This is a genomic window from Virgibacillus phasianinus (genome assembly GCF_002216775.1).
Classification (GTDB): domain Bacteria; phylum Bacillota; class Bacilli; order Bacillales; family Amphibacillaceae; genus Virgibacillus_F; species Virgibacillus_F phasianinus.
The window spans coordinates 1-24707 of record NZ_CP022315.1 but is presented as its reverse complement, the minus strand read 5'-3'; the positions used below and the strand labels follow the sequence as shown (position 1 = coordinate 24707).

Annotated in this window: 24 protein-coding genes and 1 pseudogene; 19 read left to right on the top strand and 6 right to left on the bottom strand. The window is 40.8% G+C overall.

Annotation, left to right across the window (positions count from 1 at the left end):
* Window positions 1-111: 111 nt before the first annotated feature.
* The 5 genes from CFK37_RS00130 (at window position 112) to CFK37_RS00110 (ending at window position 3254) form a co-directional block, all read left to right on the top strand.
* The gene (locus CFK37_RS00130) at window positions 112-336 is read left to right on the top strand and encodes a hypothetical protein (RefSeq protein WP_172840432.1); all 225 of its coding nucleotides are present in this window, start codon (window positions 112-114) and stop codon (window positions 334-336) included.
* A 101-nt stretch (window positions 337-437) separates the two neighbouring features.
* Window positions 438-644, top strand: a complete 207-nt coding sequence (locus CFK37_RS00125) for a hypothetical protein (protein ID WP_172840431.1) — start codon at window positions 438-440, stop codon at window positions 642-644.
* A 280-nt stretch (window positions 645-924) separates the two neighbouring features.
* Window positions 925-1122, top strand: coding sequence for a hypothetical protein (locus CFK37_RS00120; RefSeq protein ID WP_089060001.1), 198 nt, complete (start codon window positions 925-927; stop codon window positions 1120-1122).
* A 249-nt stretch (window positions 1123-1371) separates the two neighbouring features.
* A complete protein-coding gene (locus CFK37_RS00115; protein ID WP_089060000.1) occupies window positions 1372-1887 on the top strand; it encodes a DoxX family protein in 516 nt (171 codons plus the stop codon).
* A gap of 230 nt (window positions 1888-2117) precedes the next feature.
* Window positions 2118-3254, top strand: a complete 1137-nt coding sequence (locus tag CFK37_RS00110; RefSeq protein ID WP_089063486.1) for a M24 family metallopeptidase — start codon at window positions 2118-2120, stop codon at window positions 3252-3254.
* Between the two features lie 52 nt (window positions 3255-3306).
* On the opposite strand, the gene CFK37_RS00105 is transcribed toward CFK37_RS00110, so the two are convergent.
* Complete coding sequence (locus tag CFK37_RS00105) at window positions 3307-4689, bottom strand: sodium:solute symporter family protein (RefSeq protein ID WP_089059999.1); 1383 nt, start codon at window positions 4687-4689, stop codon at window positions 3307-3309.
* A 248-nt stretch (window positions 4690-4937) separates the two neighbouring features.
* Between CFK37_RS00105 and CFK37_RS00100 the strand changes: the two genes are divergently transcribed.
* The 3 genes from CFK37_RS00100 (at window position 4938) to CFK37_RS00085 (ending at window position 7162) form a co-directional block, all read left to right on the top strand.
* The gene (locus tag CFK37_RS00100) at window positions 4938-5321 is read left to right on the top strand and encodes a VOC family protein (protein WP_089059998.1); all 384 of its coding nucleotides are present in this window, start codon (window positions 4938-4940) and stop codon (window positions 5319-5321) included.
* Window positions 5322-5451: 130 nt separating this feature from the next.
* The gene (locus CFK37_RS00095; protein ID WP_089059997.1) at window positions 5452-6342 is read left to right on the top strand and encodes a fructose bisphosphate aldolase; all 891 of its coding nucleotides are present in this window, start codon (window positions 5452-5454) and stop codon (window positions 6340-6342) included.
* A 415-nt stretch (window positions 6343-6757) separates the two neighbouring features.
* Complete coding sequence (locus CFK37_RS00085; RefSeq protein WP_089059995.1) at window positions 6758-7162, top strand: DUF6157 family protein; 405 nt, start codon at window positions 6758-6760, stop codon at window positions 7160-7162.
* 836 nt (window positions 7163-7998) lie between these two features.
* Here the strand turns inward: CFK37_RS00085 and CFK37_RS00075 are convergent.
* The 3 genes and pseudogenes from CFK37_RS00075 to CFK37_RS00065 all read right to left on the bottom strand — a co-directional run bounded on the left by CFK37_RS00075 (window position 7999) and on the right by CFK37_RS00065 (window position 10359).
* Window positions 7999-8523 carry a hypothetical protein gene (locus CFK37_RS00075; protein WP_089059993.1) on the bottom strand — a complete coding sequence of 175 codons (525 nt, stop codon included), beginning with the start codon at window positions 8521-8523 and terminating at the stop codon, window positions 7999-8001.
* 335 nt (window positions 8524-8858) lie between these two features.
* Window positions 8859-9038, bottom strand: a pseudogene (locus tag CFK37_RS20295) (hypothetical protein); the annotation flags it as partial.
* A gap of 706 nt (window positions 9039-9744) precedes the next feature.
* Entirely contained in the window at window positions 9745-10359 is a 615-nt protein-coding gene (locus CFK37_RS00065; protein WP_089059992.1) for a hypothetical protein, read from the bottom strand.
* Between the two features lie 125 nt (window positions 10360-10484).
* Here CFK37_RS00065 and CFK37_RS00060 point away from each other — a divergent pair, with 125 nt between their 5' ends.
* From CFK37_RS00060 to CFK37_RS00035, 6 genes are all read left to right on the top strand, one after another.
* Complete coding sequence (locus CFK37_RS00060) at window positions 10485-11129, top strand: response regulator transcription factor (RefSeq protein WP_089059991.1); 645 nt, start codon at window positions 10485-10487, stop codon at window positions 11127-11129.
* A gap of 2 nt (window positions 11130-11131) precedes the next feature.
* A complete protein-coding gene (locus CFK37_RS00055; protein ID WP_089059990.1) occupies window positions 11132-12238 on the top strand; it encodes a sensor histidine kinase in 1107 nt (368 codons plus the stop codon).
* A 128-nt stretch (window positions 12239-12366) separates the two neighbouring features.
* Window positions 12367-13305, top strand: coding sequence for an ABC transporter ATP-binding protein (locus CFK37_RS00050; protein WP_089059989.1), 939 nt, complete (start codon window positions 12367-12369; stop codon window positions 13303-13305).
* Window positions 13306-13324: 19 nt separating this feature from the next.
* The gene (locus CFK37_RS00045) at window positions 13325-14443 is read left to right on the top strand and encodes an ABC transporter permease (protein ID WP_089059988.1); all 1119 of its coding nucleotides are present in this window, start codon (window positions 13325-13327) and stop codon (window positions 14441-14443) included.
* Window positions 14444-15586 (top strand): ABC transporter permease, encoded by a 1143-nt coding sequence (locus tag CFK37_RS00040; protein ID WP_089059987.1) that lies wholly within the window; start codon window positions 14444-14446, stop codon window positions 15584-15586.
* Between the two features lie 627 nt (window positions 15587-16213).
* Complete coding sequence (locus CFK37_RS00035) at window positions 16214-16807, top strand: YjgB family protein (RefSeq protein WP_089059986.1); 594 nt, start codon at window positions 16214-16216, stop codon at window positions 16805-16807.
* 236 nt (window positions 16808-17043) lie between these two features.
* On the opposite strand, the gene CFK37_RS00030 is transcribed toward CFK37_RS00035, so the two are convergent.
* On the bottom strand, window positions 17044-17607 hold the full coding sequence (locus tag CFK37_RS00030) for a hypothetical protein (RefSeq protein ID WP_089059985.1): 564 nt from the start codon (window positions 17605-17607) through the stop codon (window positions 17044-17046).
* A 161-nt stretch (window positions 17608-17768) separates the two neighbouring features.
* On the bottom strand, window positions 17769-18452 hold the full coding sequence (locus CFK37_RS00025) for a FadR/GntR family transcriptional regulator (RefSeq protein ID WP_089059984.1): 684 nt from the start codon (window positions 18450-18452) through the stop codon (window positions 17769-17771).
* A 153-nt stretch (window positions 18453-18605) separates the two neighbouring features.
* Between CFK37_RS00025 and CFK37_RS00020 the strand changes: the two genes are divergently transcribed.
* From CFK37_RS00020 to CFK37_RS19830, 5 genes are all read left to right on the top strand, one after another.
* Window positions 18606-19688 (top strand): Gfo/Idh/MocA family protein, encoded by a 1083-nt coding sequence (locus CFK37_RS00020; RefSeq protein ID WP_089059983.1) that lies wholly within the window; start codon window positions 18606-18608, stop codon window positions 19686-19688.
* Between the two features lie 391 nt (window positions 19689-20079).
* Window positions 20080-21099 (top strand): Gfo/Idh/MocA family protein, encoded by a 1020-nt coding sequence (locus CFK37_RS00015; RefSeq protein ID WP_089059982.1) that lies wholly within the window; start codon window positions 20080-20082, stop codon window positions 21097-21099.
* Between the two features lie 144 nt (window positions 21100-21243).
* Entirely contained in the window at window positions 21244-22866 is a 1623-nt protein-coding gene (locus CFK37_RS00010) for a peptide ABC transporter substrate-binding protein (protein WP_342746726.1), read from the top strand.
* A 495-nt stretch (window positions 22867-23361) separates the two neighbouring features.
* Entirely contained in the window at window positions 23362-24108 is a 747-nt protein-coding gene (locus CFK37_RS00005) for a basic secretory protein-like protein (protein WP_089059981.1), read from the top strand.
* A gap of 240 nt (window positions 24109-24348) precedes the next feature.
* Window positions 24349-24582: a hypothetical protein gene (locus CFK37_RS19830; RefSeq protein ID WP_157724769.1), complete on the top strand. Its 234-nt coding sequence runs from the start codon at window positions 24349-24351 to the stop codon at window positions 24580-24582.
* The last annotated feature ends 125 nt before the right edge of the window (window positions 24583-24707 follow it).

Sequence of the window (24707 nt, the reverse complement as noted above, 5' to 3'; positions counted from 1 at the left end):
GATACATTTATTATCATCCATGTCGAACCCCAAAGTTACACGGATCCCGATTTCAATGAACGGATGTTTCATTATTTTAGTTTGTTGTATAATAAATATAGAAAACCAATTTTGCCAATTGTCGTATTTAGTTACGATGAAAATAAAACGGAAAAAACAGAGTATATGATTTCATTTCCTTTTTTCCACGTTCTGACGTTTAACTTTTTGATGCTCGAATTAAGGAAAAAGAACTGGCGGGACTATATTGAGTCAAATAATCCCGTAGCTGCAGCATTGCTTAGCAAGATGGGATATAAGGAGACTGAAAAGGTACAGGTTAAGAAAGAATTTTGAAAATGCTTGTGCGGCTGGAGGTCAACCCTGCAGAATCCAGGTTTGTAAATGACTTTTTTGAAAGCTATCTAAAATTGGATGAAAAGGAGGAAGAAAAGCTTATGAAGGAAATCAGTGAATTGGAAAATGCTGATGAGATTCTGAATTTGCCTAATTCGTGGGAGGAGCGGGGTATTAAAAAAGGAATTGAAAGAGGGTTTGAAAAAGGAATCAAGCAAATTGCCCGCCGGATGTTGGAAGAGGGATCGCCAATTAATTTTATATCAAAGGTAACAGGAATGGATGAAGAAGAGATAAAAAAATTATAGTTATTTATATAGTTTGTCACTCTGTGGTGAAAAACGATTAAGCTTGAGTTGAAATCAGAAGTTTAACTCGAACTTTTGTCATACTGGGTGACTAAAATAGCTGTTTTCCGTACTGGACTGTACCTATTAGCGGAAAACGATAGGCCCGGATGTTGTAGTATTTCATAAGGGTGGTCCTTTTACGTGTATACAAGATTTACTTCCCTTAAAGTACAGCACAAAAGGGACAAGGGACCTATCCCTATGTCCCACACTATTTTGAAATGCAGAAGGAAAAGCAATGAAGGAAATCAGTGAATTGGAAAATGCCGATGAGATTCTGAATTTGCCTAATTCGTGGGAGGAGCGGGGTATTAAAAAGGGGATTGAAAAAGGAATCAAGCAAATTGCCAACCGGATGTTGGAAGAGGGGTCGTCAATTGATTTTATATCAAAGATAACAGGGCTTAAGAAGGAAGAAGTTGAAAAGTTAGAGTGAATTGATAAAAACTTAAACGGTAAAAAATACACAAAAGCTTGGGTTGAAATTGAATTTTCAACTCAGGCTTTTGTTGTATAGTTAAGTGCAAACCAGGGCTCGCATTATTAATTAATTGTATGGCTGCAACTTAAACGTGGGTCAAAAACACTACAGAAAGCATGTTGACCTTTATCCTTTATTGCCTTATAATCATAAACTGTGATAATGATAATCATTATCAATTAAAAAAGAAGGATGGATAGCTAAATGCTTCGTTTTTTACAAAATAATCTTGTGGTCGCATACATATTAACAATAATTCGGATTTATCTTGGTTGGCAGTGGGCAGTTGCCGGATGGGAAAAAATCACGGGATCATTTGACGCTTCTGGTTTCTTAAAAGGAGCGTTAACCAAGGCATCAGGGGAACACCCAGCGGTTCAGCCATGGTGGAGCACATTCCTCGAACAACTTGCGTTACCACATGTTGAGTGGTTCAATGTCCTGGTTCCATGGGGAGAATTCCTTGTCGGGATCGGTTTAATACTGGGGGTTTGCACAACCTTTTCAGTCTTTGTTGCATTGCTGTTAAATTTCTCGTACATGTTTTCCGGGACCACAAGTACGAATCCACAAATGATTCTGATGGAATTCATTCTTCTTGCGGCAGCCTTTAACTCGAGCAAAATTGGTCTGGATCGAGTGCTTGTTCCATATGCTCGGAATGTTTGGGAAAAAGTTGTGTTTAGAAAGCGTTCGACGGTGTCTGTGGAACGTACGTGAGGTAGACTTTCCTTAAATAGAAAGGTAACGCCAAGTGCTAAATTGAAATCTAACTCTCTTCCTTTTCTACATGTTACACTGTACTCATTAAGGGGAATCGATGTAGTACTGCATAGGTTGGTCCTTTACAACCTAGATCATGAACAAGACTTATATTCTATTAAAGTAAAAGTACAAACGGGACAAGGGACCTGTCCCCTTGTCCCTGAAAGGAGCTTGCAATCTTGGTAATGAATAGTCAGTTTTCTAGAGTTAGGGAATGGATGAATGAGAATAATGTGGCGTCTTTGGTTATCACGGACCCTGCGAACCAATTTTATTTGAGTGGTTTTAAGGCATTGATTTATTCGAGACCGATATTATTAATTATTGATCATGAAACGTCAGCTTTTATTCTGCCATCGTTGGAGGAAAAGCATGCTGAAGCGGAGGCAGAGGTTGATAACCTTTATGCCTATTATGAGACCCCCGAAATGGCTGGTGGAAATGCATCAAATGATCCAACTGAACTGCTGCAGCAGGTTCTAAAACAGAAGCACGGACCTGGCGAAACAATTGCTTTTGATCTTTCTTATGCATCGGCGAGATTAGTTATGGATGTAAAAGAAGTAGGTTTTAATGTAGCAGATGCGAGTAAACGGATTCAAACATTGCGTTACCGAAAAAATCCTCAGGAAATGGAAACGATGAAAGAAGCGGGAAAGCTGGTTGAAGTGGCGGTGGACAAATCCATTCGCACAGCTGCCGAAGGGGTAACAGAGCTTGAAGTTGATGCAGCGGGAAATGCGGAGCTGTTTGCTGAAACAGCCAGGGAATATCCGAACGCATCACTTGATTTGACGGTTATGACACCTTCTGGACCAGTGCGCAGCGTCATGCCGCATGTATTTTCCAATACACGAAAACTAGAGGAAGGTGATGTGGCGATCCATACCAGACAGGTCGGGTTAAATGGATATCGCGCCGAGCTAGAGCGTACATTTGTTGTCGGAAAAGCAAGCGATAGACAAAAAGAGGCTTTTCATGTAATGGTAAGGGCGCAGGAAGCCGCATTGAAGATGATTAAGCCAGGTGTACAGGCGAAGGAAATTGATTTGGCTGCAAGAAAGGTAATCACGGAAGCAGGGCTTGAGGAATATGCCATACACCGAGTGGGACATGCCATAGGTGTATCTTCGCATGAAGAACCGCATATCCGCTTTGATAATTCATTGGAGTTAGAGGAAGGAATGGCATTCTGTATCGAGCCAGGCATTTATATACCGGGCGTGGGCGGATTTCGTCACTCGGACACGGTGATTATTACCGCTGACGGCTATGAATTGATAACCGAATATCCTCGAGATTTAAAGCGTCTAACGATATAGAAAGCATGTAAAAATATCCCCTCCCATGTAACAAAGGAGGGGAGTATGCTTGTTATTTTTTTGAAGTCGCAAGCGTAACGAAAACGAGAACCAAAATGGCCACCGGAACAGCGATAACTGAACTGTTTATTTCGAAGGGCTTGTTCAGAACTATTTCCCACAATAATGTTGTTGCTACACCGGCAATCATGGAGGATATGCCCCCGGCTTTATTGACTCTTTTCCAAAGCAATACACCCAGAACGGCTGGTGTGAGTCCGGCGCCATACACGGTATAGGCGTACATTTGGACATCCAAGATTGTTGGGAAAAACCGTATTAAAACGTAAGATAAAATTCCGAGCAGTACAACAAAGAGTTTTGTCATGTTCAATAACTGTTTGTCGGTTGCTTTTTTCATTACATATTTTTGCACTATATCGTATGTGACATTGGTAGCCCCAGATAATAAGAAAGAATTTCCAGTTGTAATAATAAACGCAGTTGCTGCAGCTAGTAAAAGCCCGCCAATGACATTTGGCAGCACTAATGTCGAGGCCATCAGCGCCATTCCGGGTTCAATGTCTTTAAACATGGAACTGGCTGCGAAAGCAATCAGCCCGATTACAGGTGAAATAATCAGAAGACCAATAATCCAGCCGATATTTGCTTTTTTAGTTGCGCTATCCTTCTTTGAAGCGGCTAATCGCTGGTACATATTCTGGTCACTTAATAATAAGAAGAGCGGCGGCAGCAAGTATCCTAACAGCTGAATAGTTGAAAGGGATCCGGTAACAGTTAGATGGCTTGCTGGAACATTTGCGGTAATTTCATCCCAACCTCCCGCAATGGCGAACATGAACGGCAAAGCAAGTAAGAGTCCAAATACCATAATCCCTGAACTTATCGCATCTGTCGGCGCAACAGACTTAAGTCCTCCTGCAGTCGCAAGAAAGATAATTAAAATTCCCCCAATAATAGTACCCCATTGAACGGAGATCCCTGTCGTAACGTTTAAAATATATCCTACTCCTTTTATTTGGTAGGAAACGATCCCTACATAAGCAAGAATAATGATGATGCTGGCCAGTAATCTGGCACCTGATCCATATTTATCCTCCAAGATGGAAGAAACAGTATATTTCCCCAGGCTGCGAATTTTAGGGGCGATAAAATATAGGACAACAATCCCAACAATGGATGGAATGGTTACAAGAAAAGCTGGAATCAATCCAAAACTGTATGCCATCGAGGTTTGTCCCCCTGTTACACTTCCGCTACCTACCCACGTTGCAATAAGTGTGCCGGTTAACACAAGTGTACCCAGGCTTTTTCCTGCTAAAATATAGTCTTCACTTTTTGAAATCTTCTTCGAGTAATAGATTCCTAGAATAACCATCAGAATCCCGTATGCTACTACATACCACAATAAAGATAAATCTGACTCAATACTCAAATTTAGAACCTCCAATCTGATTGCTTTAAATACTTTCTTTTCAAAATATTTAAATGTTCATTATACATTTTCTGACAAAAAATTTAAACCATTTGGTCAATTTATAAAAGTCAATGCTAGGAGTAGGCACGCATAGCCGCGGTTCAGCGTAAACGGGACAAGGGACCTGTCCCCACGTCCCAGATGATATTCATCAAAAAAAATGCTATTATGAAGCTATAATAGTAAAACGGAGGAGTGAAGGGAGATTGATTAATAAAGTTGGGCAAATCATGGTGTATGTGAACGACCAGGATAAAGCGGTGGAATTCTGGACGGAAAAGGTGGGGTTTCAGGTGGTTTCTGATGAAGGTGATGGCAATGGAATGAGATGGATTGAAATTGCGCCAACAGCGGAATCTGAAACATCGATTGTACTTCATAATAAAGAATTAATTGCCAGGATGCAGCCTGAATTAAATCTCGGCACGCCTTCGCTCATGTTTTTCTCAGAAAACCTTGATAAGCTGCATAACGACCTATCCGGTAAAGACATCACAGTCGGAGAAATTGTAAACATGCCATCTGGCAGGGTATTTAATTTTGCCGATAGCGAGCAAAACTATTTTGCAGTTATGGAGAAGGGTGAATAACTAGTTTTTTTCATTGAAAAGAAGTTTCCAAAAAGTAGTGCTACTCATCCATGCAGAAAAAATGTTATCATGGGTAAGGGAAAGTAGATAAAGGAATATTTTAGTACTAGAAATAAAAGGAGTAGATATCATGAACAACAGTCAATTCGACAAAATTAAGAACGGAAAAGGATTTATCGCTGCACTCGATCAAAGTGGCGGCAGCACGCCAAAAGCATTGGCAGAGTATGGAGTGCCGGAAAGTGCTTATTCCAATGAAGAGGAAATGTTTGATCAGGTGCATCAAATGCGCACTAGAATCATCAAGTCACCTGCGTTTAATGCCGATCAAATCCTAGGCGTTATCCTATTCGAACAAACAATGGATCGCGAAATTGATGGCAAATATACAGCAGATTACCTTGCTGATAATGGCATCGTACCTTTCCTAAAAGTGGATAAAGGACTAGCTGATCAAGAAAATGGCGTTCAGCTTATGAAACCAATTCATGATTTGGACGAGACCCTTAGTCGCGCCAATGAACGGAAAATCTTCGGTACAAAAATGCGTTCCGTCATCCATGAGCCAAGCGAAAGTGGCATTAAAGCCGTAGTGGAACAGCAATTTGAAGTTGGTAAACGCATTATCGCTGCTGGTCTAGTTCCTATTATCGAACCAGAAGTAAATATTCACAGTGAGAATAAGGAAAAATCCGAAGAAATCTTGCGTGATGAAATCGCTAAAAATCTGGATAAATTAGCTGAAGATGAAAATGTGATGCTGAAGCTTTCTATCCCGACAAAAGCTAATATGTATAAAGAATTGATTGACCATCCACGCGTTGTCCGTGTTGTCGCTCTTTCCGGCGGTTATTCCCGTGACGAAGCAAATGAAAAGTTGAAAGAAAATGATGGTCTCATTGCAAGCTTCTCCCGTGCACTTGCTGCTGACTTATATGCTGATCAGTCTGCGGAAGAGTTTGACGCGGCGTTGAAAAATGCTGTAGATACAATTTACGATGCTTCTGTTAATAAAAAGTAGTTTGAAACAACCTTTCTGAGGAATTTAATAAGAATCAACCTTTAAAAGCATTGAAGTCCAGTTTAGTGGATTTCAGTGCTTTTCATTTACAAAGCTGAAACAAGATTAACCGTTAAATTTACCTAAAAGGAGCTCATTATGATTATCTTCTTATGGTTATTCGCAACAATCTTCATTATGAGTTATCTTTCTATTCATGATTATCTTGGTGAATATGAAACCCTTTGGACCATTCTTTTTAATTTAATATTTTTAGGCTTGGCGGTGTATTTAGTACTTAATTCATATTATTATAAAGAAAAGAAGAATATTATATTGTTTAGTATATTAATTGTCTTTATTATTTTATCTACCATTTTGATGATAATATCGTAAAGGGGGAAATCCATGTTTCAACAAAACAGGAGGGTAATCAATGAGCTACAAAAATACGTTTATCAAAGTCTCTGAAGATTCGACTGCGGACCCTGCTATTGTACCTGTCCCAAGAAATGAAAAACCGACGATTGCTTCCATTGAATATGAGTTGATCAAGAATAATCCCTACCAATATACGCAAGATGATGTCCAATTTAAAACCCATTCAATACGAAATCAAATAGAAGATACAGACGAACAACGGGAGCAGTTCTTTGCAAAACCGAAAGCATGTTTTCGAGCTTCGCCACTAGTGAAAAAATATGGATGGGGGATTCATTATAATGCGGAAGGAAAGGTTTCCATTTATGGGGTGGAGAGCGAAGCGTATCAAGACTATCTCAATTCGGAAGGGGTAACTGTGTTAAATGGCATGCGTTCGAAGCGGAAAAATAAGTCATAAGCCATAATCCAGTAAAGCCTCTCATAAGAAAGGCTTGAGTCCGAAACTAACGGGTTCGGTTGATGGGGAGAAAAGTGCTAATAACAATGTAAATATCATACTAATTAGCAAACATTTCACCAGTAAACTAACACTATAAATAACAAGAAAGGGGCTGGGACATAACTAAAAATGTTTGACTGAAAGACGAACAATCACAGGATAGACAGCTTAAAAAGTTAATTTTCCAATAGTTGGATCTAACTCGCAGTTGATAAAAATAGCGACATATGCGCTGGGTTGTTTTCCGCTGCGGACCGTTGCTTTCCGCGGGCACGGCTTAAGCCTCCTTGCCCCGGCAAGGAGTATGCCGACGTTGCCCGCAAAGGGCGTTTTTAGTCGGCCCTCACCTTTACCCACTCTGCGGGGTCTTAAGACTCGTGCTGTTCCCACAGGAGTCAACGGTCCGGAGCGTAAGACACCATCGTAATAGTGGATGGACCAGATAATACCGTTGCTAAGTACCATTAGCGAAGGAAAAACACGGAGACTCCTGTGGGAGCAGAAGCCTCGATGAGACCCCGGAGAGCGTAAGCTCGAGGAGGCTCATTAGCTGCCCACGGAAAGCGCAGTGTTTTTCCGCAGCGACCGCCGGGGTGATAATTTTTTAGTTACGTTGCAGTTTATGGACAATTCGCAATAAGGTTTACAAAAACAGCCAAGAAAAATATCCGAACTAATCCAAATTCTAATTAAAGAATTTGGAATCATAGTTCGGATTTCCCCATGACTGACTCACTTTTGTCTCAGCCTCTTTAACTTAAAATTTACTATCCTTCTTCAGCTAACGCTACCCTTTAATTAACTAAGGAACCTAAAAATTCATCTATACGTATTAACATATCTTCTATCTTATGTTCTTCATTTAAATTTGCTTCTCCAGTTACTATTTCAACTTCTGATTTTTCGCTTCCTTCTTTTTGGTACTGCAATTCTACGGTGAAATCATAAATTATCTCTTCAGATTCTGTTTTCTCATATTCGATATTTTTCACCTTAAAGCTGTAATCATATTTCATTGCTTGAATCAGTATTCCAGAACCATTATTTTGACTTACAAATTCCACATAGGATGTTTCATTTGCAAAATATTCTTCAAAATGATCTTTATCATATTGTACTAAGTCTTCGATTTCCTCATTATTAAATATTTTCTTCAATTCATCATTTGGTCCTGTAAGAGCTTTCTGTAATACGGATTCAATTGTCTCTATATTTTCATCCTGAGTTTCCTGCTCTGCATTTCCTGTGCAACCAGCTGTCAATAAAAGAAGTGAAGCGAATAAAGCGATTACAAATAATTTATACGTTTGTTTTTTCATATAAAATCTCCCTTTATAAAAAAATACGATGAATTACGTTAATAAGTTTCAAAGAAATATAATATTCATACATATTTCATATTTTCACAGAATTCCCCTTTTTAAAATATTCCGCTCGGCGGTACTATCAATGATATTAGGTATTGTTTTCGCTAGTCCAACCCCCTTTTAATATAACCCTTATTCAACTATCCTGCTCCGTTAGTTTGTGTACATTTCATCACAAACTCTATATATAGTTTAACATAAATATTTATATAACATTTTAAATTTTTAAAAAATAATCTTTAAAAATAAGTTCGCTTGTTTTAAAGCGAACTACCTTAGATAAATTATATCTTATTGAAATAATAGGTCATCTTATCAGTATTGAGCCACATTTCTTTAAATTCTAGCTTTTGAAGAGGTTTGGTTTCGTGTCGTTTTAAAAATTCTAAACACCTTCGATAAAGCAACTCTAATTTATCATAGTAAGTTCCTCTGCCAATTTCTAAAATTCCACAGGTTCTTGTAACGAAGGCACTGAAAAAGTGATGGATTTGAAAAATTTAGCTATTCACCTTCACTTAGCATCTTGAATATACGGAGACTCCTCGAAAAAGAAAAGCACTTTTTTTTCGTGCGATGCCTATTCAGGGCAGCTTTCCTTGTCCTGCGGGAAGTGAGAGACCGACAAGACCCCGCAGGACGGCAGTTAATGAGGCCCGACTAAAACCGCCCTTTGCGGGAAACGTCGGCTACCCCTTGCCGGGGCAAGGAGGCTCGTCACTCGCCCTAAGGTGCGCGCAGTATATTCAAGATGCGGTGATAGATCTATCTATTTTGTACTACAATTACCTTTTTCAGTGGCTTATCTTGTAACGGGTGTGCGACTAAGTAACAATTTTGCAAAAAGATGATGAATGACGCTTCGTTTTTGATTACCCGTTAGTCCAAAACTCAAGCCCTTACGTCTACAATTGCTAATCCGCACTCCTATTCAAAAGTAACAGCAATTTTCAAAACGTCCATTGGATCTGCAACCTCTTCTAATGTATAGACAGTCGAGCCTTTTTGCCAGCTGGCACTGCTGTCGTTGCCAGTTGCATCCAGGTGCACAGATCCATTTTTATCAGGGATTGGCAGGGTGTTCTTTTCCAGGAAGGCAACACTTTCCTTGGCGAGCTTTACGCCTTTGTTGGAATTCTTCGTTGTTGCCTGGGTGGAAAGAGCCCATCTGCCTTAATTCCAGTTCGTCCGGGCATGGCCAGCACCTGCATCCTGGTATCCGGTAATGCCGTGTCCAAGGTCAACTTTATGTGCCCCGTTATTGGAGAAATCCTGAAATCCGATAGCTTGATTGGCCTTGTCGCGATTTGGATATTTCTTCACCTTCAAGACCGCGATTGGTTTCGCCTGTTTATTCGCTCCGTTCAATGTCTCATGATTAATCGGAATCGGTTCAGCACTTGAATAGAAAGTAATCTGGTAGTGATCACCTGCCGAAGAAGTTGTTGCTGTTAAATGTTTTCCTTCCTTCAGTGGCAGCTGTTTTGGCAGCTTGATATCCAGGTCTGTACTTAGTTGGTTTTTGACCGCCTGGATTACCTCACGCTGCGTCAGGGAGCCGGTATTATTTTCACCTATTTCGTCCGTTTCATCAGAAGTGTTCCCGCTGCCTTGATCTGGATCACTTTGTTCAGCTGATTGATCACTATCCTCCATGGTGTTGTCATTATCTTGTACTTCCTTCTTATCATTGTCTGGCTGTTTTGCCGCATCATCCGATTGATTGGAGCAAGCACCAAGCATTCCAATTAATAAAACAGCAATTCCTGCTGCATACCATTTTTTCATTTGCTCATCTCCTGTTGTCATATTTTTAACTTTCCATGCCGAATACTCGCTATGAAGTATCCCGGTTTCATGTATAATAACATGTAGAAAGTTAATGGAAAAGAACGAGGATGGGAGATTTTAACATGACCATTAAAATCATAATCGCCGATGACAACTCGTTTATTCGAGAAGGGCTGCACATTATTTTAAATACATATGAAGAATTTAATGTGCTGGCTCAAGTAAGTGATGGGGCTGAGGCAGTGGAATATTGCCGGAAGCATGCTGTTGATATTGCTTTATTGGATATCCGGATGACTCGTATGGACGGGGTGGAAGCGACAAAGCAAATCGTTGCATCTACTAAAACAAAACCAGTCATTTTGACTACATTTGATGATGATGATTATATCCTTGGTGCGATCCGAAACGGTGCGAAAGGGTACTTGTTAAAAAACAATGACCCTGAGCGGATACGGGATGCTCTTAAAAGTGTCTATCATGGTACAAGCATTATCCAGGATGAAATGCTCGATAAAATCAAAACCTCCTTATCGAATGGTCAGCAGGTTTCCGGGGATGCGAAAATAGATACGACATTATTCACGGAGCGGGAGCTGGAAATTATGGCTTGTATTGCCAAGGGCTATTCGAATAAGGAAATAGCGGAAGAAATGTACATCTCAGGAGGAACAGTAGCAAATTATATCACCACGATCCTTGGCAAAATTGGCCTGAAGCATCGTACACAAATAGCCGTCTATTACCTGACAGGGAAAGTGTACTAACCATGGATCAATGGGCACTGATCAATAAGCTGGTCTTGATTTTCTTTATTGCGCTAAATTTTGTCTATAAGGAAACGGTAGACATCCCGTGGGCGGTCTTTTTGCTGCTGACCTATTTCTGTCTCAATATTTGTTTGCATCTGCTTAAACAACGCTACCAGGTCGGATTGCTGCTTCTTTCGATCGCTTTATCCATTATTGGGAGTGTAAATGTAAGCCCATTATTTATGCTGCTTTTACCGTTATCGTTTGTCGAACTAACAAATGTATGGACAAAGCAAAAAGTCATTCCCTTTCTTTTGGCTGTAATTCCGGTCGCCTACGTGGACCAAAGTATACAAGCCGTATACGTACTAGTCGCTATATATACTTTTTTAACCTATACCATGGGGAGGTTTTACCACCTGCGACTGATGAAGAACGAAGACCAGCTGGACGCCATGCGGATTACCCAGCAGAAATTAATGAAGCAAATTAACGATAATGATGCGTTCATGAAACAATCTGCATATATGTTTAAATTAGAAGAACGGAATCGAATCTCACAGGAAATTCACGATGATATTGGCCATTCGATTGCGGGTGCACTGATTCAAATGGAAGCGGCGAAACGAATGATGAGCCTGAATCCGGAAAAGGCGAAGGAATTACTGCAAAATGCAATTGGCATCACGCAGGAAGGGATTGACAGCATTCGGTTCACATTAAAAAATATGAAACCGACGACGGAGCAGGTGGGGGTCAATCGCTTAAAATTATCGATCGATGAATTCATAACCAAGCATGATAAACATACTGCCCTAACTTGTAAAGGAAACATGGATCGCATCACGCATATTCAATGGAAGGTTATTCACGATAATGTGACGGAAGCGTTAACCAATTCGCTGAAATATGCGGAACGGAGCACACAGATTGCGATCGATGTAAACGTCCTGAATAAGCTAATTCGGGTGGAAGTGAAAGATAATGGCAACGGTGCAGTGAAAGTGGAAAAGGGTTTAGGAATTATTGGCATGGAAGAAAGAACGGCGGCGATTGACGGTAAAATCATTATTGACGGCACGGACGGATTCTCCGTAACCACCCTGCTTCCGATTCAACATTGAAATAGTCATCCGGAAAACGTGAAATACTTCATGTCAAGTCATGAAAGAATGCACTTATGTTTGTGCGTTCTTTTTTTTATACTTAAGAAAGCATAAAAAATGTCTAGCCAAACCGGAGAGGTGAAATGATGAATATTTTGGAAATAACTGATTTGACGAAAAAATTTGGTGACTTTATCGCGGTTGATGATATGTCGCTGTCAATTGCAGAAGGGGAAATATTTGGGTTTTTAGGATCAAATGGTGCCGGTAAGAGTACAGTTATCAATATGGTTACCGGACTATTGCGCAAAAACAAAGGTTCGATCATGATTTTAGGGAAGGACACGAATAAAAATAGCACGTTTATCAAGAAGCATATTGGACTTGTGCCACAGGAGTTAGCCATTTATGAGGATTTAACTGCCTATGAAAATGTGAAATTCTTTGCGGGTTTGTATGGTTTGCGCGGGCAGGAGCTGCGGGACCGTACAATAGAGGCGTTGGAATTCGTTGGTTTAGCTGAAAAACAGGAAAGCTATCCCAAAACGTTTTCCGGCGGGATGAAACGGAGACTCAACATCGCCTGTGCGATTGCCCATCAGCCAAAGCTGATCATTATGGATGAACCAACAGTTGGTATTGATCCGCAATCCAGAAATTATATCCTCACGTCAGTCCGTAAATTGAATGAAATGGGCTGTACCATTATTTATACCAGTCATTATATGGAGGAAGTCGAGGAAATCTGTACGCGCATCGCGATTATCGATCATGGGAAAATCATTGCAGAAGGAACAAAGGAACAACTGAAATCGCTGATCACCGATTCTAAGCTTATCTTTATAGAAGTAAGATCCAGCGAAGCGATTGATGCGGATGCAATTCATGCCATCCAAGGCGTGATAAATGTAAAAGTGGTGGAAAACACGGTGCAAATTACGACCGAATTAGGTGTGAACAACTTAAATCAGATTATCGCTTATTTTATCAATAACGAAATCGAAATCCGAACGTTAGATGAAAAAGAATCGAATCTGGAAACCGTATTTTTAACATTAACTGGCAGGAACTTACGGGATTCTTAGAAAGAAGGGAGGACATACAATGACCATATTGCAAATAGCCTGGAAGGAAATCAAGCATGATTTTCGCGATATCCGCACACTTGTATTTATGCTGGGATTTCCAATCGTGCTCATGTTTGTGCTTGGAACCGCGTTAACTGGCGCGTTTAATGGGGACTTTTCAATTGATGAAATGAATGTGGTATATAACAATACAAATGATGAGCTCACCCAGCCATTCAAGGAATTTACGAAGGGGGCAGCGCAATCCGGGATTCATTTTACTCAAGTAGAGGATGGGAAGAACGGGAAAGACCTGGTCGAACAAGGGGAGGCCGATGGATATGTGTCGATTGATCAAACAGGCTTTCATTTGTTTATCAATGATCGCAGCAGTATCGAAGGCAGCATTTTACAGGGGACGCTTGCTTCCTTTGTGGACCGGTATAATGTAATGACGGAAGTGACAAAGGCTGCCCCAGAGAAGGCTGGGAGCGTACTCCAAGGTAAACCCAGCCATGATTATATTGATGATCATTCCCTGCTGCCCTCAAAAAAACCAGGTTCCATGGATTATTATGCGGTTGTCATGACGACCATGATTGCCTTGTACGGAGCAATGGCGGCCAGCGGGTTGATTTCCGGGGAGCGATCACGTAATACTGCAAGCCGATTAATGGTGGCCCCCATCCATAAACGAGATATTTTTATCGGGAAAGTGCTTGGAAGTATCGGTATTAATTTGGCTTGTATTGCCGTTGTTGTGCTATTTAGCAAGTTAGTGTTTCACGTTAATTGGGGAGATCACTATGGCATGGTATTTCTTGTGCTTGTGACGGAGGTTATTCTGGCCGTCAGTTTTGGACTTGGGATTTCCTTTTTCATCAAATCACAAGCAGGGCCAACTGTGATAATTATGATTGCTATTCAGCTTGCATCCTTCTTTGGCGGTGCGTATTTCCCGATTGAGAATCCAGAGGGCATTGTGAAGATAATTGCCAATCTGTCTCCATTAACGCTTGAGAATGCTGCGATGTTCGATATGATTTACGCGAACGATTTGTCATCGGTTGTGCCAGCGGTCGGGATGAATCTTGGTATTGCGTTTGTGTTTTTATTGATAACGACAGTGTTTTTAAGACGACGGGAGGGATTATAAATGAGGGATATCGCATGGCTGATTGGCAAGACGCTGCAAACTACATTCCGGAGCAAAAAAAATATTCTATTCTATCTGTTTACCCCGTTAGTGGGGATCTTTATTTCACTTGTTGCCTATGGCGGACAAAGCGGGGAAATGACCTTTGGTGTGGTAAACCATGATGATGGGCCAATTGCTAATGAGACTATTACCTTTTTAAAGGGGCTTGACAATATCCAGATAACGGAAATAGGGGAAGGCTCCATAAAGGAAAAGGTGACGTCGGGAACAATGGACGGTGTTATCACCTTTAATCAAGGGTATTCAACGAGTGTGTTAGCAGGGGAACCTGATCACATAGAATTGACATCGATCAAAGGAGAAAGTGTGACCGGTTTTGTCAAATCCTATTTGTATCAATATATCGATAATCTAAGCACGCTTGGCAAAGTAGCGGATGGGGATCTGGCGATGTTTAACCGCATGTATAGTGATTACCAGCAGCAGGATGTTCAATTGAAAACGACAACGGTAGAAGATTCGTCGGCCAGCAAAACGATGACACTATCTGCGCTTGGTTTCTTAATTATGATCATGATGTTTTCAGCAGCTAATTTATCGGAAATAATTTTGGCGGAAAAGGAGAATCGCACTTACTTTCGCTTGTTATCCACGCCGATTACTGCACGTAAATATATTCTATCGAATGTGATAGTGAATATGATGGTAATGATTATTCAGGCAATCATTACGCTCGTTTTCTTGTCGTATGTCTTTCAAATTGATTTAAATATTCCGCTTTGGAAGGCGCTGCTTGTGATGGTTATTTTCTCATTGATTTCAGTTGGTCTATCTTTAGTTATTGTTGCGTTCTCCAACAGCAGGAGTGCGTCGAATGCTTTGACTAATTTGATTATCATGCCGACTGTGATGCTTTCTGGCTGCTTTTGGCCGGTTGAAGTGATGCCGGAGTCGGTTCAAAAGATAGCGGCATTTTTGCCACAGCGCTGGACGTTGGATACTTTGACAAAATTGCAGGAAGGAAACACATTTGGGAGTTTGTATTTAAACATTTTGATTTTGTTTGCTTTTGCTGCGGCACTTTTTCTTGTTGCTATTTATAAATTTAGTCATAATAATGATACGAAAAGCTTTATATAGGAGGAGAGAGTCATGGATTCTTAGCGGGAACATACAAATATGTGGCGATTTCTCGGACTGTCGTCCGAGGGCACTGAAAAAGGTGTAGATTGTAGACTAATATGTGGATCTATTTTCGCATCTTGAATATACTGCGCTTTCCGCGGGCGAGTGCCGAGCCTCCGCGGACTGTCGTCCTGCGGGGTCTCGCCGATCTCTCACTTCCCGCAGGAGTCTCCGTATATTCAAGATGCTAGGTGAAGGTGAAAGGCTATATTTTATAATATCTATCACTTTTCCAGTGCCCTTCTGCGTTGCTGCATGGGTCTCGCGATCTCTCTTGCTACAGGACAAGGAAAGCCTTTTTGAATAGGAATCGCATGAAGAAAAAGTGCTTTTCTTTTTCGAAGAGTCTTTGTATCTCACGATGCTAGGTGAAGGTGAAATGTTGTGTTTTTTAATGTCTACCATTTTTCTTTTTAATGGTCTCCTGTAGCGGGTGTGGGGGTTTTTGTTTGTTGTTTGGCTGTTGAAAATATTTTTGTTGATGGTATGAAGGGGCAATGAAGGGATTGTAAAAAAATAGGCCAATGGGGGTGGTTTTATTTTTAGTTTCCAGGGAACTTAGTTTGATAGGAGGGATAAATCATGAGGTCTACTAAACCTGTAGTTAAAGTTATCGCTGCGTCGGTATTGACGGGTTCAGTATTAGTAGGGGTGCCATCTCTTGCTGGATCAGTTCATGCAACTTCTAATCAGGCGGAGATTTCCCACCATACGAACCAAAATGCAGTTGGTTATTTGAATGAAATTTACCATTCGGCCTTTGAGGGAGAAATGCCAGGATATGTCCAAGGGCTTAACATTAACCAAGCTACCAAAAAAGAAGTTCACAACAAGTTAGGAAATCCTGGAATGGTTGACCATCAATTTGAGTTGTATGGCTGGGAGATGGGACAAGCCGGACATGGATTTTCGTACAACAAAGACAATACCATAGCAGAAATTCGTAACTTTGGAACTGGTGTTGAGCGGCAAACGAATCTTGGAAGGATCACTCCAGACTTATTAGGAAACCAATTGGGTACTGCCGATAAAATTCTTAACGTCCCAGGTACTGACGAAACGGATTATGTTTATCAGACAGGGGACTACGAACTTCACTTTGTGATTGGTGATAACGACATCATAAAAGGGTTCGATCAAACGGTGAACCATGTTAATTTGAAAAAGGCGGAGTAGAATAAATATCGAAAATCAACTAATGGTTTCATCGGTATTTATAATGGTTTAAATCCAATACAACCAGAGATTATCAAAATAGAATAAACTGGTTTTCATTGCCTTCTATCTCGGAAAAGGAGAATAGGAGGCTTTTTGCGTTAGTAGCTGAACTCATGAATTTTCGAATGAAAGGTTGATGCCCTTTAACGAAAAAAGCCTAATTAAATATATTCCAACTGCAAGAATAAATAAAACTAATGATTTCTGTTTCGTTCCTCTATTTTAAAAAGATAGATCGTCACTAAACGGGGAATGACACCAATTAGGATTATTGCAATGTAATCAATTAGGATTAGAAATGGCTCCGGCTTTAGGAAGGTATACACATCCAATTTCTCTAACAGGTAATTATAATATCCGAATTCAAGTACAGTTGAAAAAACGATATAGGAGATTATAAAACTTTTCCATGACGATGTGTATTGGTATATTAGCATGGAGATTAAGGGTACGACTGTAAAACTGTCCCCGAAAAAGTTAGGACTAAAAGGGACTACAGTTATAAGGTCTGTCCAGTAGCCAAAGAAATTTCCAAATGAATCATAAACGACAAATAGCACTGCTACGAAAGAACCGTAAAGTAATATCTCCACTATTCGCTTCTTGTCTACAAGATAAAAAAATAGAACATAGCAGACAAGCACGATAAAGAAAGTAACAAACCATGGAAGGGAAAATAGTTCTTGATTAAACCACTTGGTTAAGTCTAAGTTGTTCAATTGCTCCGATTTTTGAAGTAGCTCTTTATTGGTAATCATTTGAAACCCCTTCGTAAATAAAGTTGCTTTTATTATTCACGAGCGGCTTATATGTATGCAAACAGAAAAAGGGTTTTGGTATTTTTTTTGGATATTTTAGATTATAAAAAGATAGCGTTATTCTGATCACTAATGTCTATCATAAATGCAGTACTGCATCACTAAACATTTTCGATAGAATTCCGAACAGACTTCATTATCTCATGAAAGGATTGCAGTGCTTTCTGGGGATCTTTTGTCCGAATAGCCTCTAGCAAGGTTTCATGGAAAGGGTAACTTGGATCAAAGATATCACCTTTTCCAAAAGGTTCATTCCAGAACTCGTGAAAAGCATCCCATACCGAGTCTATTATGCTCTCCAACATTGGATTTTTGGATGCTCGATAGATGGCTTGATGAAAGAGGGCATCTTCTTTATTTGCTTTCTCCCGTTCACCATTTTCAATAGAATTCACGTATTCCTTGAGATGGAAACTCATTTGATTGATATCTTCCTGACTTGCTGCGTTTACTGCCAGTTCCACGGCTTTACCCTCTAATGCTTCTCTTACTTCAAGGGTTTCCAATAAGAACTTCTTTTCATTTTCCACCTCGAAGGCCATTTGAATATGGAATGGTTTCATATCTTTGATAAAAGTACCCTTTCCATTTAAAACTTCTAATGCCCCTTGTGATTCGAGCAATTGTAACGCTTCACGTAAGGATGAACGTCCGATTTGCAGCGTTTGAACTAGCTCTGCCACGGACGGAAGACGGTCTCCTTTTTGTAAATTCTCATTTTTAATATATGTTTTAATTTCAGTTGCGACAATTTCAGATAATCGTTTTTTCTTTAATGCTTTCACAAAATCACCTCTATTTTGAACTTATTATACTATGAGAGGACTCTGTTATAAAACATTTTCAATTAGCATAAAATTTATATTATTTTAACCTTTCATACAGGTTGAAAGTGTGATATAGTTTTTTAAAAGAAAACGTCAAGGGAGGATACAAATGTGTCTGAAAAACTGAATGTAGCCATTATCGGTTGTGGTGGAATCGCAAATGGAAAACATCTTCCAAGTCTTAGCAAAATTGATCAAGTGGAATTAGTGGCCTTTTGTGATATTGAATTAGAAAAGGCTGAAAGAGCGGCTGCGGAATATGGATGTGACGAATCGAGTGTGTATGAGGATTATAAAAAACTGCTGCAAGATAAACGAATTGACGTTGTCCATGTATGTACCCCCAATATATCCCATGCAGAGATTTCCATTGCCGCTATGGAAGCGGGGAAGCATGTTATGTGTGAGAAACCGATGGCCAAAACGTCAGAAGAAGCTAAATTAATGGTAGACGCAGCAAAACGTACGGGCAGAAAGCTGACGATTGGCTATAATAATCGGTTTAGACCGGATAGTCAGTACTTACATAAGGTTGCCAGGCAAGGTGATCTTGGTGAAGTGTATTATGCAAAAGCACATGCAATCCGCCGCCGTGCCGTTCCAACTTGGGGAGTATTCCTGGATGAAGAAAAGCAAGGCGGTGGCCCTTTGATAGATATTGGGACACATGCGCTGGATCTAACGTTATGGATGATGAACAATTATAAACCAAAATCCGTGATGGGAAGCGTTTACCATAAGTTAGGGAAAACAAAAGATGCGGCAAACGCCTGGGGACCGTGGGATCCGGAAAAATTCACTGTGGAAGACTCTGCGTTTGCGTTTATTACCATGGAAAATGGTGCAACGATTACCTTGGAGTCAAGTTGGGCGCTGAATTCCTTAGACGTCGATGAAGCGAAGTGCTCTCTAAGTGGAACAGAAGGTGGCGCAGATATGAAAGATGGGTTACGTCTGAATGGTGAAAGACTCAGTAAACTGTACACGACAAAGGTGGAACTGGGTGCAGGTGGGGTTGCTTTTTACGACGGGAAGAAGGAAAGTGATGCTGACTTGGAGGCGAGGTTGTGGATTGAAAGTATTTTGAATGATACGGAACCAACCGTGAAACCAGAAGAAGCGTTAGTCGTGACGCAAATTTTAGAAGCAATCTATGAATCTGCTAGAACGGGCAAAGCTGTTTATTTTGACTAGAGGAGTGTAGGAGAAGAAATGGGACCACTGAAAAAGGTAAATAAAGTACAAATAAGTGGATCTATCATCGCATCTTGAATATACTACGCTTTCCGCGGGCGAGTGTCGAGCCTCCTTGCCCCGACAAGGGGTAGCCGACGTTGCCCGCAAAGGGCGGTTTTAGTCGGGCCTCATTAACTGCCGTCCTGCGGGGTCTCGCCGATCTCTCACTTCCCGCAGGACAAGGAAAGCTCCCCTGAATAGGCATCGCACGAAGAAAAAGTGTTTTTCTTTTTCGAGGAGTCTCCGTATATTCAAGATGCTAACTAAAGGTGGGAGGCTAGGTTTTTAAAATCCACCACTTTTTCAGCGGGGTTACCCCTAAAATTTAAAGTTTAAGGAGTTGGTTGCAATGTTAAATGTTGCATTATTAAGTAGATGGCATGTACATGCTGATGACTATGCGCGCGAAGCTAGTGAAAATGAGAACGTTTCCATCGAGCTTGTGTGGGATGAAGAAGTTGAACGCGGAGAAAAATGGGCAAAGGAGCTTGGTGTTCCGTTCGAAGGGGATTTACATGCCGTTTTATCCAATCCGGCTATCGATGCCGTGATTGTCAATACACCTACGAATTTGCATAAGGAGATTATACTTGCTGCGGCAACTAAGAAGAAACATATTTTCACGGAGAAGGTATTGGCTTTTTCCCGAGAAGAGTGTGAGGAAATCTTTGAGACTGTCGATGAACAAGGGGTTAACTTAATGGTTTCCTTACCAAGGTTAACAGAAAGCTGTTATTTATATGCACAAAAGGTAGTGAATAAAGGCTTGCTCGGTAAACTGACCATGATTCGCTGCCGTCTTGCTCATAATGGTGCGGTGCCAATAGAAGGGAAAGACCAAGGCTGGCTGCCGGAACGCTTTTTTGATAAGGAACAATGTGGTGGAGGTTCATTGATTGATCTTGGAGCACATCCGATTTATTTGACAAATCGGCTTGCTGGATCTGTATTAGCGCTGAACGCGCGACTTCAGCAAACGAATGGGATAGGAGTTGATGATAACGCTGTTGTTCTACTAGAGTATGAATCTGGTGCGTTAGGTGTTGTTGAAACTAGCTTTCTATCAAACGGGAGTCCATTTCAATTAGAACTGTATGGAACAGAAGGAACATTGCTAATGGAGGATGAACAGATTCGTCTAAAAAGTCGTCAGTCAGGTGAAGGGGAATGGGTGATCCCAGAGGAAGTGCTGCCCGCCTTACCAATGCCGATGCAGCAGTGGATTAGGGCAATTAAAGATGGAACTGCACCGACAATTACGAGAGAAGACGTCGTGAATTTGACTACTATTAATGAGGCGGCAGCAGTTTCGCATAAAAAAGGTCGTCGGATTGAATTAAGGGAGCTGGCAGAACAAGTTAATGGATAGACGAAAACCGAGTGAAGCGGATGTAATGGGTTACTAGGTTCTGGAAAATATTCGTACAAAAAACGGGAGGTAACAAATGATGAGGTCGATGAAACTTTCGCTCTTGTTAGCGTTGGGTCTTTTGCTGAGTATCGTTATGGTTGCATGTTCTGGGGGGACAACGAAACCAGTGGGAAGGCTGATAGTAATTCCGGAGAATCATCTGAAGGCAGCAGCGACACAGAGCAAATCCTTAATCTAGTCGAGGAAGATACGATTCCTACAATGGATGTATCGATGGCCACCGATGAAATTTCATTTATCTACATGGGGAATACCATGGAGGGACTTTACCGCATTGGGCAGGGCGGCAAGCTAGTCCCAGGTATTGCAAAGGAACATAAAGTTAGTGATGACGGGCTGACGTGGACATTCACTTTACGTGACGATGCGAAATGGTCCAATGGTGATCCCGTAACTGCGCATGATTTCGTTTATTCCTGGCAGCGGGCGGTCGATCCTTCTACTGGATCGGAGTATGGCCCATACATCATGGGCGGCGTCATTAAAAATGCTAAAAAGATAAACGAAGGTGATTTACCGGCGGATCAATTAGGTGTAAAAGCGGATGGTGACCATACACTGATCGTTACACTTGAGAAACCTACGCCATATTTCAAATCATTAACAACGTTTGGAACCCTTTTCCCGTTAAATGAAAAATTCGTTGAGAAGCAGGGGAAAGAATATGCGACTAACTCTAAGAAACTATTGTCTAATGGTCCGTTTATCATAAAAGATTGGAAGAATACGTCAACTTCCTGGACATTAGTAAAAAATCCAGATTACTGGGATGCGGAGCATGTGAACCTGGAGAAGATTACATTTGACGTGGTCAAAGATGCACAGACAAGGGTCGATTTATACGAAAAAGGTGAAATCGATCGTGCTATGCTCGTGTCTGACCTTGTTGACAAATATTCGTCACGCGATGACTTTACGACGATACCACAGGGAACATTATCCTGGTTGAAATTTAACCAAACAAGATCGGAAGCATTGGCAAACGTGAACATTCGCAAAGCAATCAGCAAATCAATTAACAAACAGGCGATTGTTGATGAAGTACTGAATGATGGATCCATTGTTACGAATGGCTTTGTTCCGGAAAAATTCAGTGTTGACCCTGAAACCGGTGAGTATTTCCGTGAAATTAATGGTGATTTGGTAACGTACGATAAAGAGAAAGCGAAGGAATTATGGAAAAAGGGACTAGAGGAAATCGGTAAGGATAAGGTTGAACTTGAATTTCTGGGTGGAGACAAACCGAATACGAAGGTGATGAATCAATATGTTGCAAATCAAATGGAGAAAAACCTTCCGGGATTAACGATTACCTTGAAACAGGTTCCGTCTAAACAAAAGATGGAGCTGGATACCAACATGGATTATGATATCGAATTCGCTGGCTGGGGTCCTGATTATCTTGATCCATATACTTGGTTAAGCTTATGGCTGACGGATGGTGGAAACAACCATATGGGGTATTCGAATCCTGAATACGATAAATTAATTCAAAGTACGGTTGATGAGTTAGCGCTTAAACCGGAAAAGCGTTTTGATGCTTTTTTACAGGCTGAAAAAATATTGGCTGAGGATGCGGCAGTTGCGCCGTTGTACCAAAGTTCACGTGCACTGTTAATTTCACCGAAAATCCAGGGTGTGCTGCATAATCAGGTTGGTATTACTTATGATTATAAGTGGGCTCGTGTTAGGGGAGCGGAATAAGGAAGGCAGTTTTTGCTTAGTTTGTTGCTAATATCATCGCAGTTAATAAAAATTGGGACGTAACAGCAACGTGATTTCCGCTGCGGGCAGTCGCTTTCCGCGGGCGGCTGGTGAGCCTCCTTGCCCCGGCGAGGGGTAGCCGACGTTGCCCGCAAAGGGCGGTTTTAGTCGGGCTTCCTTAGCTGTCAAGCTCTGTGGGGTCTCACCTATGCCTATCATCCCGCAGGAGTCGACTGCCCACAGCTCCAATCACTGAAGGGTGAAAAGATGAAAATCATTGCTCACCCACTATTATATGATGGTTGTTTGGAGCGGAGGACCGTTGACTCCCTGCGGGAACAGCACGAGTCTTAAGACCCCGCAGAGTGGGTTTCTCGAGGAGGCTTAAGCCGTGCCCGCGGAAAACAACCCAGCATACACATTGCAATTTATAGATTTTATGCCAACAACAATTTTGGAGTAAGCAAATAATAAAGTTTCGTGGAGGGATTTTGAATGAAAAGGTTAGTAAGCGGTTTGATCTGTACTGGGCTTTTGGTGAGTGGGTTTGGTGGTTATTCTAGTGTTCTAGCAAAGGAGACTGCCTCTTATGAAACAAGCAATTTCACGCAAACAACACAGGAATATGAAAAGAGAAGGTATAAGCTTGAGGTTATAAACGGCGTAGAGGATCCAGCTATCAAACCTTTAATTGATGAGTTTGTGGATCTATATTTTAAGGTTTATCCGAAGTTGGTAAGAAAGTATTCATTCAACCCTAAGGAAGCAAGCCGAAATGTAACGCTCGAGTTTGATCCTGCCTACGATGGAGTAGCATATGCAGATAACGGCAAAATTGTTGTCAGCTCAAACTGGATTCTGACTCATCCTGATGATGTCGCACTTTTCACCCATGAATTGACGCACATTGCTCAAGGCTATCCAACCTACAATGATGATACATGGTGGATTACGGAAGGGATTGCAGATTATACGAGATATGTCTATGGTCCACACAATGGCAGCTGGAGATTGCCAGAGGAAATAAAGGAAACGGATAACTATGACAGTGGTTATCGAGTAACCGCGCGCTTTTTATTATGGATTACTCAGCACAAGAATCATTTTGCAGTAGACATTATTAATCGGGAAATGCAGAAGGACACGTTCAACCTCGATATTTTTGAAGAAATAACAGGAAAATCGATTGAGGATTTATGGGCGGAGTACCGTCAGAATCCGGAAGTAAGAACTCATTATTAAGGGAAGTACAAAATGGATAAAAAGAAATAATCGATGACACATGATAGGGATAGATGCGGTTATTGGAGTGATGAATGATTACTTCAATAACCTTTTTTATACTTTTAAGAAAGTCTCAACTTTATTGGTATTAGGTATAAAAAATTCAAAGGTTTTAGTGACAAGCCATGTTTTCTAACACTTCTTTTCAAAAGCAAAACTAGCAGATATAATAGAGTTAATTAATTGGAGGTGAAAATAATGGAACAATCAGGAATTAAGGAAATCTTGCGCGCATTGGAACTTCATTTTGAACAAATGATAAAAAGCTGCAAGGACACTTTGAAAGAATTAACAAAAGATTTGATGAGATTGATAAAAAATTTGAGAAAAAAGATAAAAGGTTCGAATAAACAGACAAGATTGATGGGCTTGAAAAACGGATGGATGATCGATTTGACCGCCTTGAGAAAAAATTTGATGGGATGCAGGTAGGTTTGAGGGAAACGCAGGAAACAGTAGATTTTCTATCCAGTAAATACGTACAACATGAAAAAAAACTCCGCAATTTGTAACCGTAATACAATGGAAAGTCCTCCGTACAAATCATTCCTCAAAAA

What these genes read in the sequence shown, in the direction of transcription:
- CFK37_RS00125 (WP_172840431.1), top strand. Translation starts at nt 438, where the DNA reads ATGAAGGAAATCAGTGAATTGGAAAATGCTGATGAGATTCTGAATTTG.
- CFK37_RS00120 (WP_089060001.1), top strand. Translation starts at nt 925, where the DNA reads ATGAAGGAAATCAGTGAATTGGAAAATGCCGATGAGATTCTGAATTTG.
- CFK37_RS00115 (WP_089060000.1), top strand. Translation starts at nt 1,372, where the DNA reads ATGCTTCGTTTTTTACAAAATAATCTTGTGGTCGCATACATATTAACA.
- CFK37_RS00110 (WP_089063486.1), top strand. Translation starts at nt 2,118, where the DNA reads ATGAATAGTCAGTTTTCTAGAGTTAGGGAATGGATGAATGAGAATAAT.
- CFK37_RS00095 (WP_089059997.1), top strand. Translation starts at nt 5,452, where the DNA reads ATGAACAACAGTCAATTCGACAAAATTAAGAACGGAAAAGGATTTATC.
- CFK37_RS00085 (WP_089059995.1), top strand. Translation starts at nt 6,758, where the DNA reads ATGAGCTACAAAAATACGTTTATCAAAGTCTCTGAAGATTCGACTGCG.
- CFK37_RS00075 (WP_089059993.1), bottom strand. Translation starts at nt 8,523, where the DNA reads ATGAAAAAACAAACGTATAAATTATTTGTAATCGCTTTATTCGCTTCA.
- CFK37_RS00065 (WP_089059992.1), bottom strand. Translation starts at nt 10,359, where the DNA reads ATGAAAAAATGGTATGCAGCAGGAATTGCTGTTTTATTAATTGGAATG.
- CFK37_RS00060 (WP_089059991.1), top strand. Translation starts at nt 10,485, where the DNA reads ATGACCATTAAAATCATAATCGCCGATGACAACTCGTTTATTCGAGAA.
- CFK37_RS00055 (WP_089059990.1), top strand. Translation starts at nt 11,132, where the DNA reads ATGGATCAATGGGCACTGATCAATAAGCTGGTCTTGATTTTCTTTATT.
- CFK37_RS00050 (WP_089059989.1), top strand. Translation starts at nt 12,367, where the DNA reads ATGAATATTTTGGAAATAACTGATTTGACGAAAAAATTTGGTGACTTT.
- CFK37_RS00045 (WP_089059988.1), top strand. Translation starts at nt 13,325, where the DNA reads ATGACCATATTGCAAATAGCCTGGAAGGAAATCAAGCATGATTTTCGC.
- CFK37_RS00040 (WP_089059987.1), top strand. Translation starts at nt 14,444, where the DNA reads ATGAGGGATATCGCATGGCTGATTGGCAAGACGCTGCAAACTACATTC.
- CFK37_RS00035 (WP_089059986.1), top strand. Translation starts at nt 16,214, where the DNA reads ATGAGGTCTACTAAACCTGTAGTTAAAGTTATCGCTGCGTCGGTATTG.
- CFK37_RS00030 (WP_089059985.1), bottom strand. Translation starts at nt 17,607, where the DNA reads ATGATTACCAATAAAGAGCTACTTCAAAAATCGGAGCAATTGAACAAC.
- CFK37_RS00015 (WP_089059982.1), top strand. Translation starts at nt 20,080, where the DNA reads ATGTTAAATGTTGCATTATTAAGTAGATGGCATGTACATGCTGATGAC.
- CFK37_RS00010 (WP_342746726.1), top strand. Translation starts at nt 21,244, where the DNA reads ATGTTCTGGGGGGACAACGAAACCAGTGGGAAGGCTGATAGTAATTCC.
- CFK37_RS00005 (WP_089059981.1), top strand. Translation starts at nt 23,362, where the DNA reads ATGAAAAGGTTAGTAAGCGGTTTGATCTGTACTGGGCTTTTGGTGAGT.
- CFK37_RS19830 (WP_157724769.1), top strand. Translation starts at nt 24,349, where the DNA reads ATGGAACAATCAGGAATTAAGGAAATCTTGCGCGCATTGGAACTTCAT.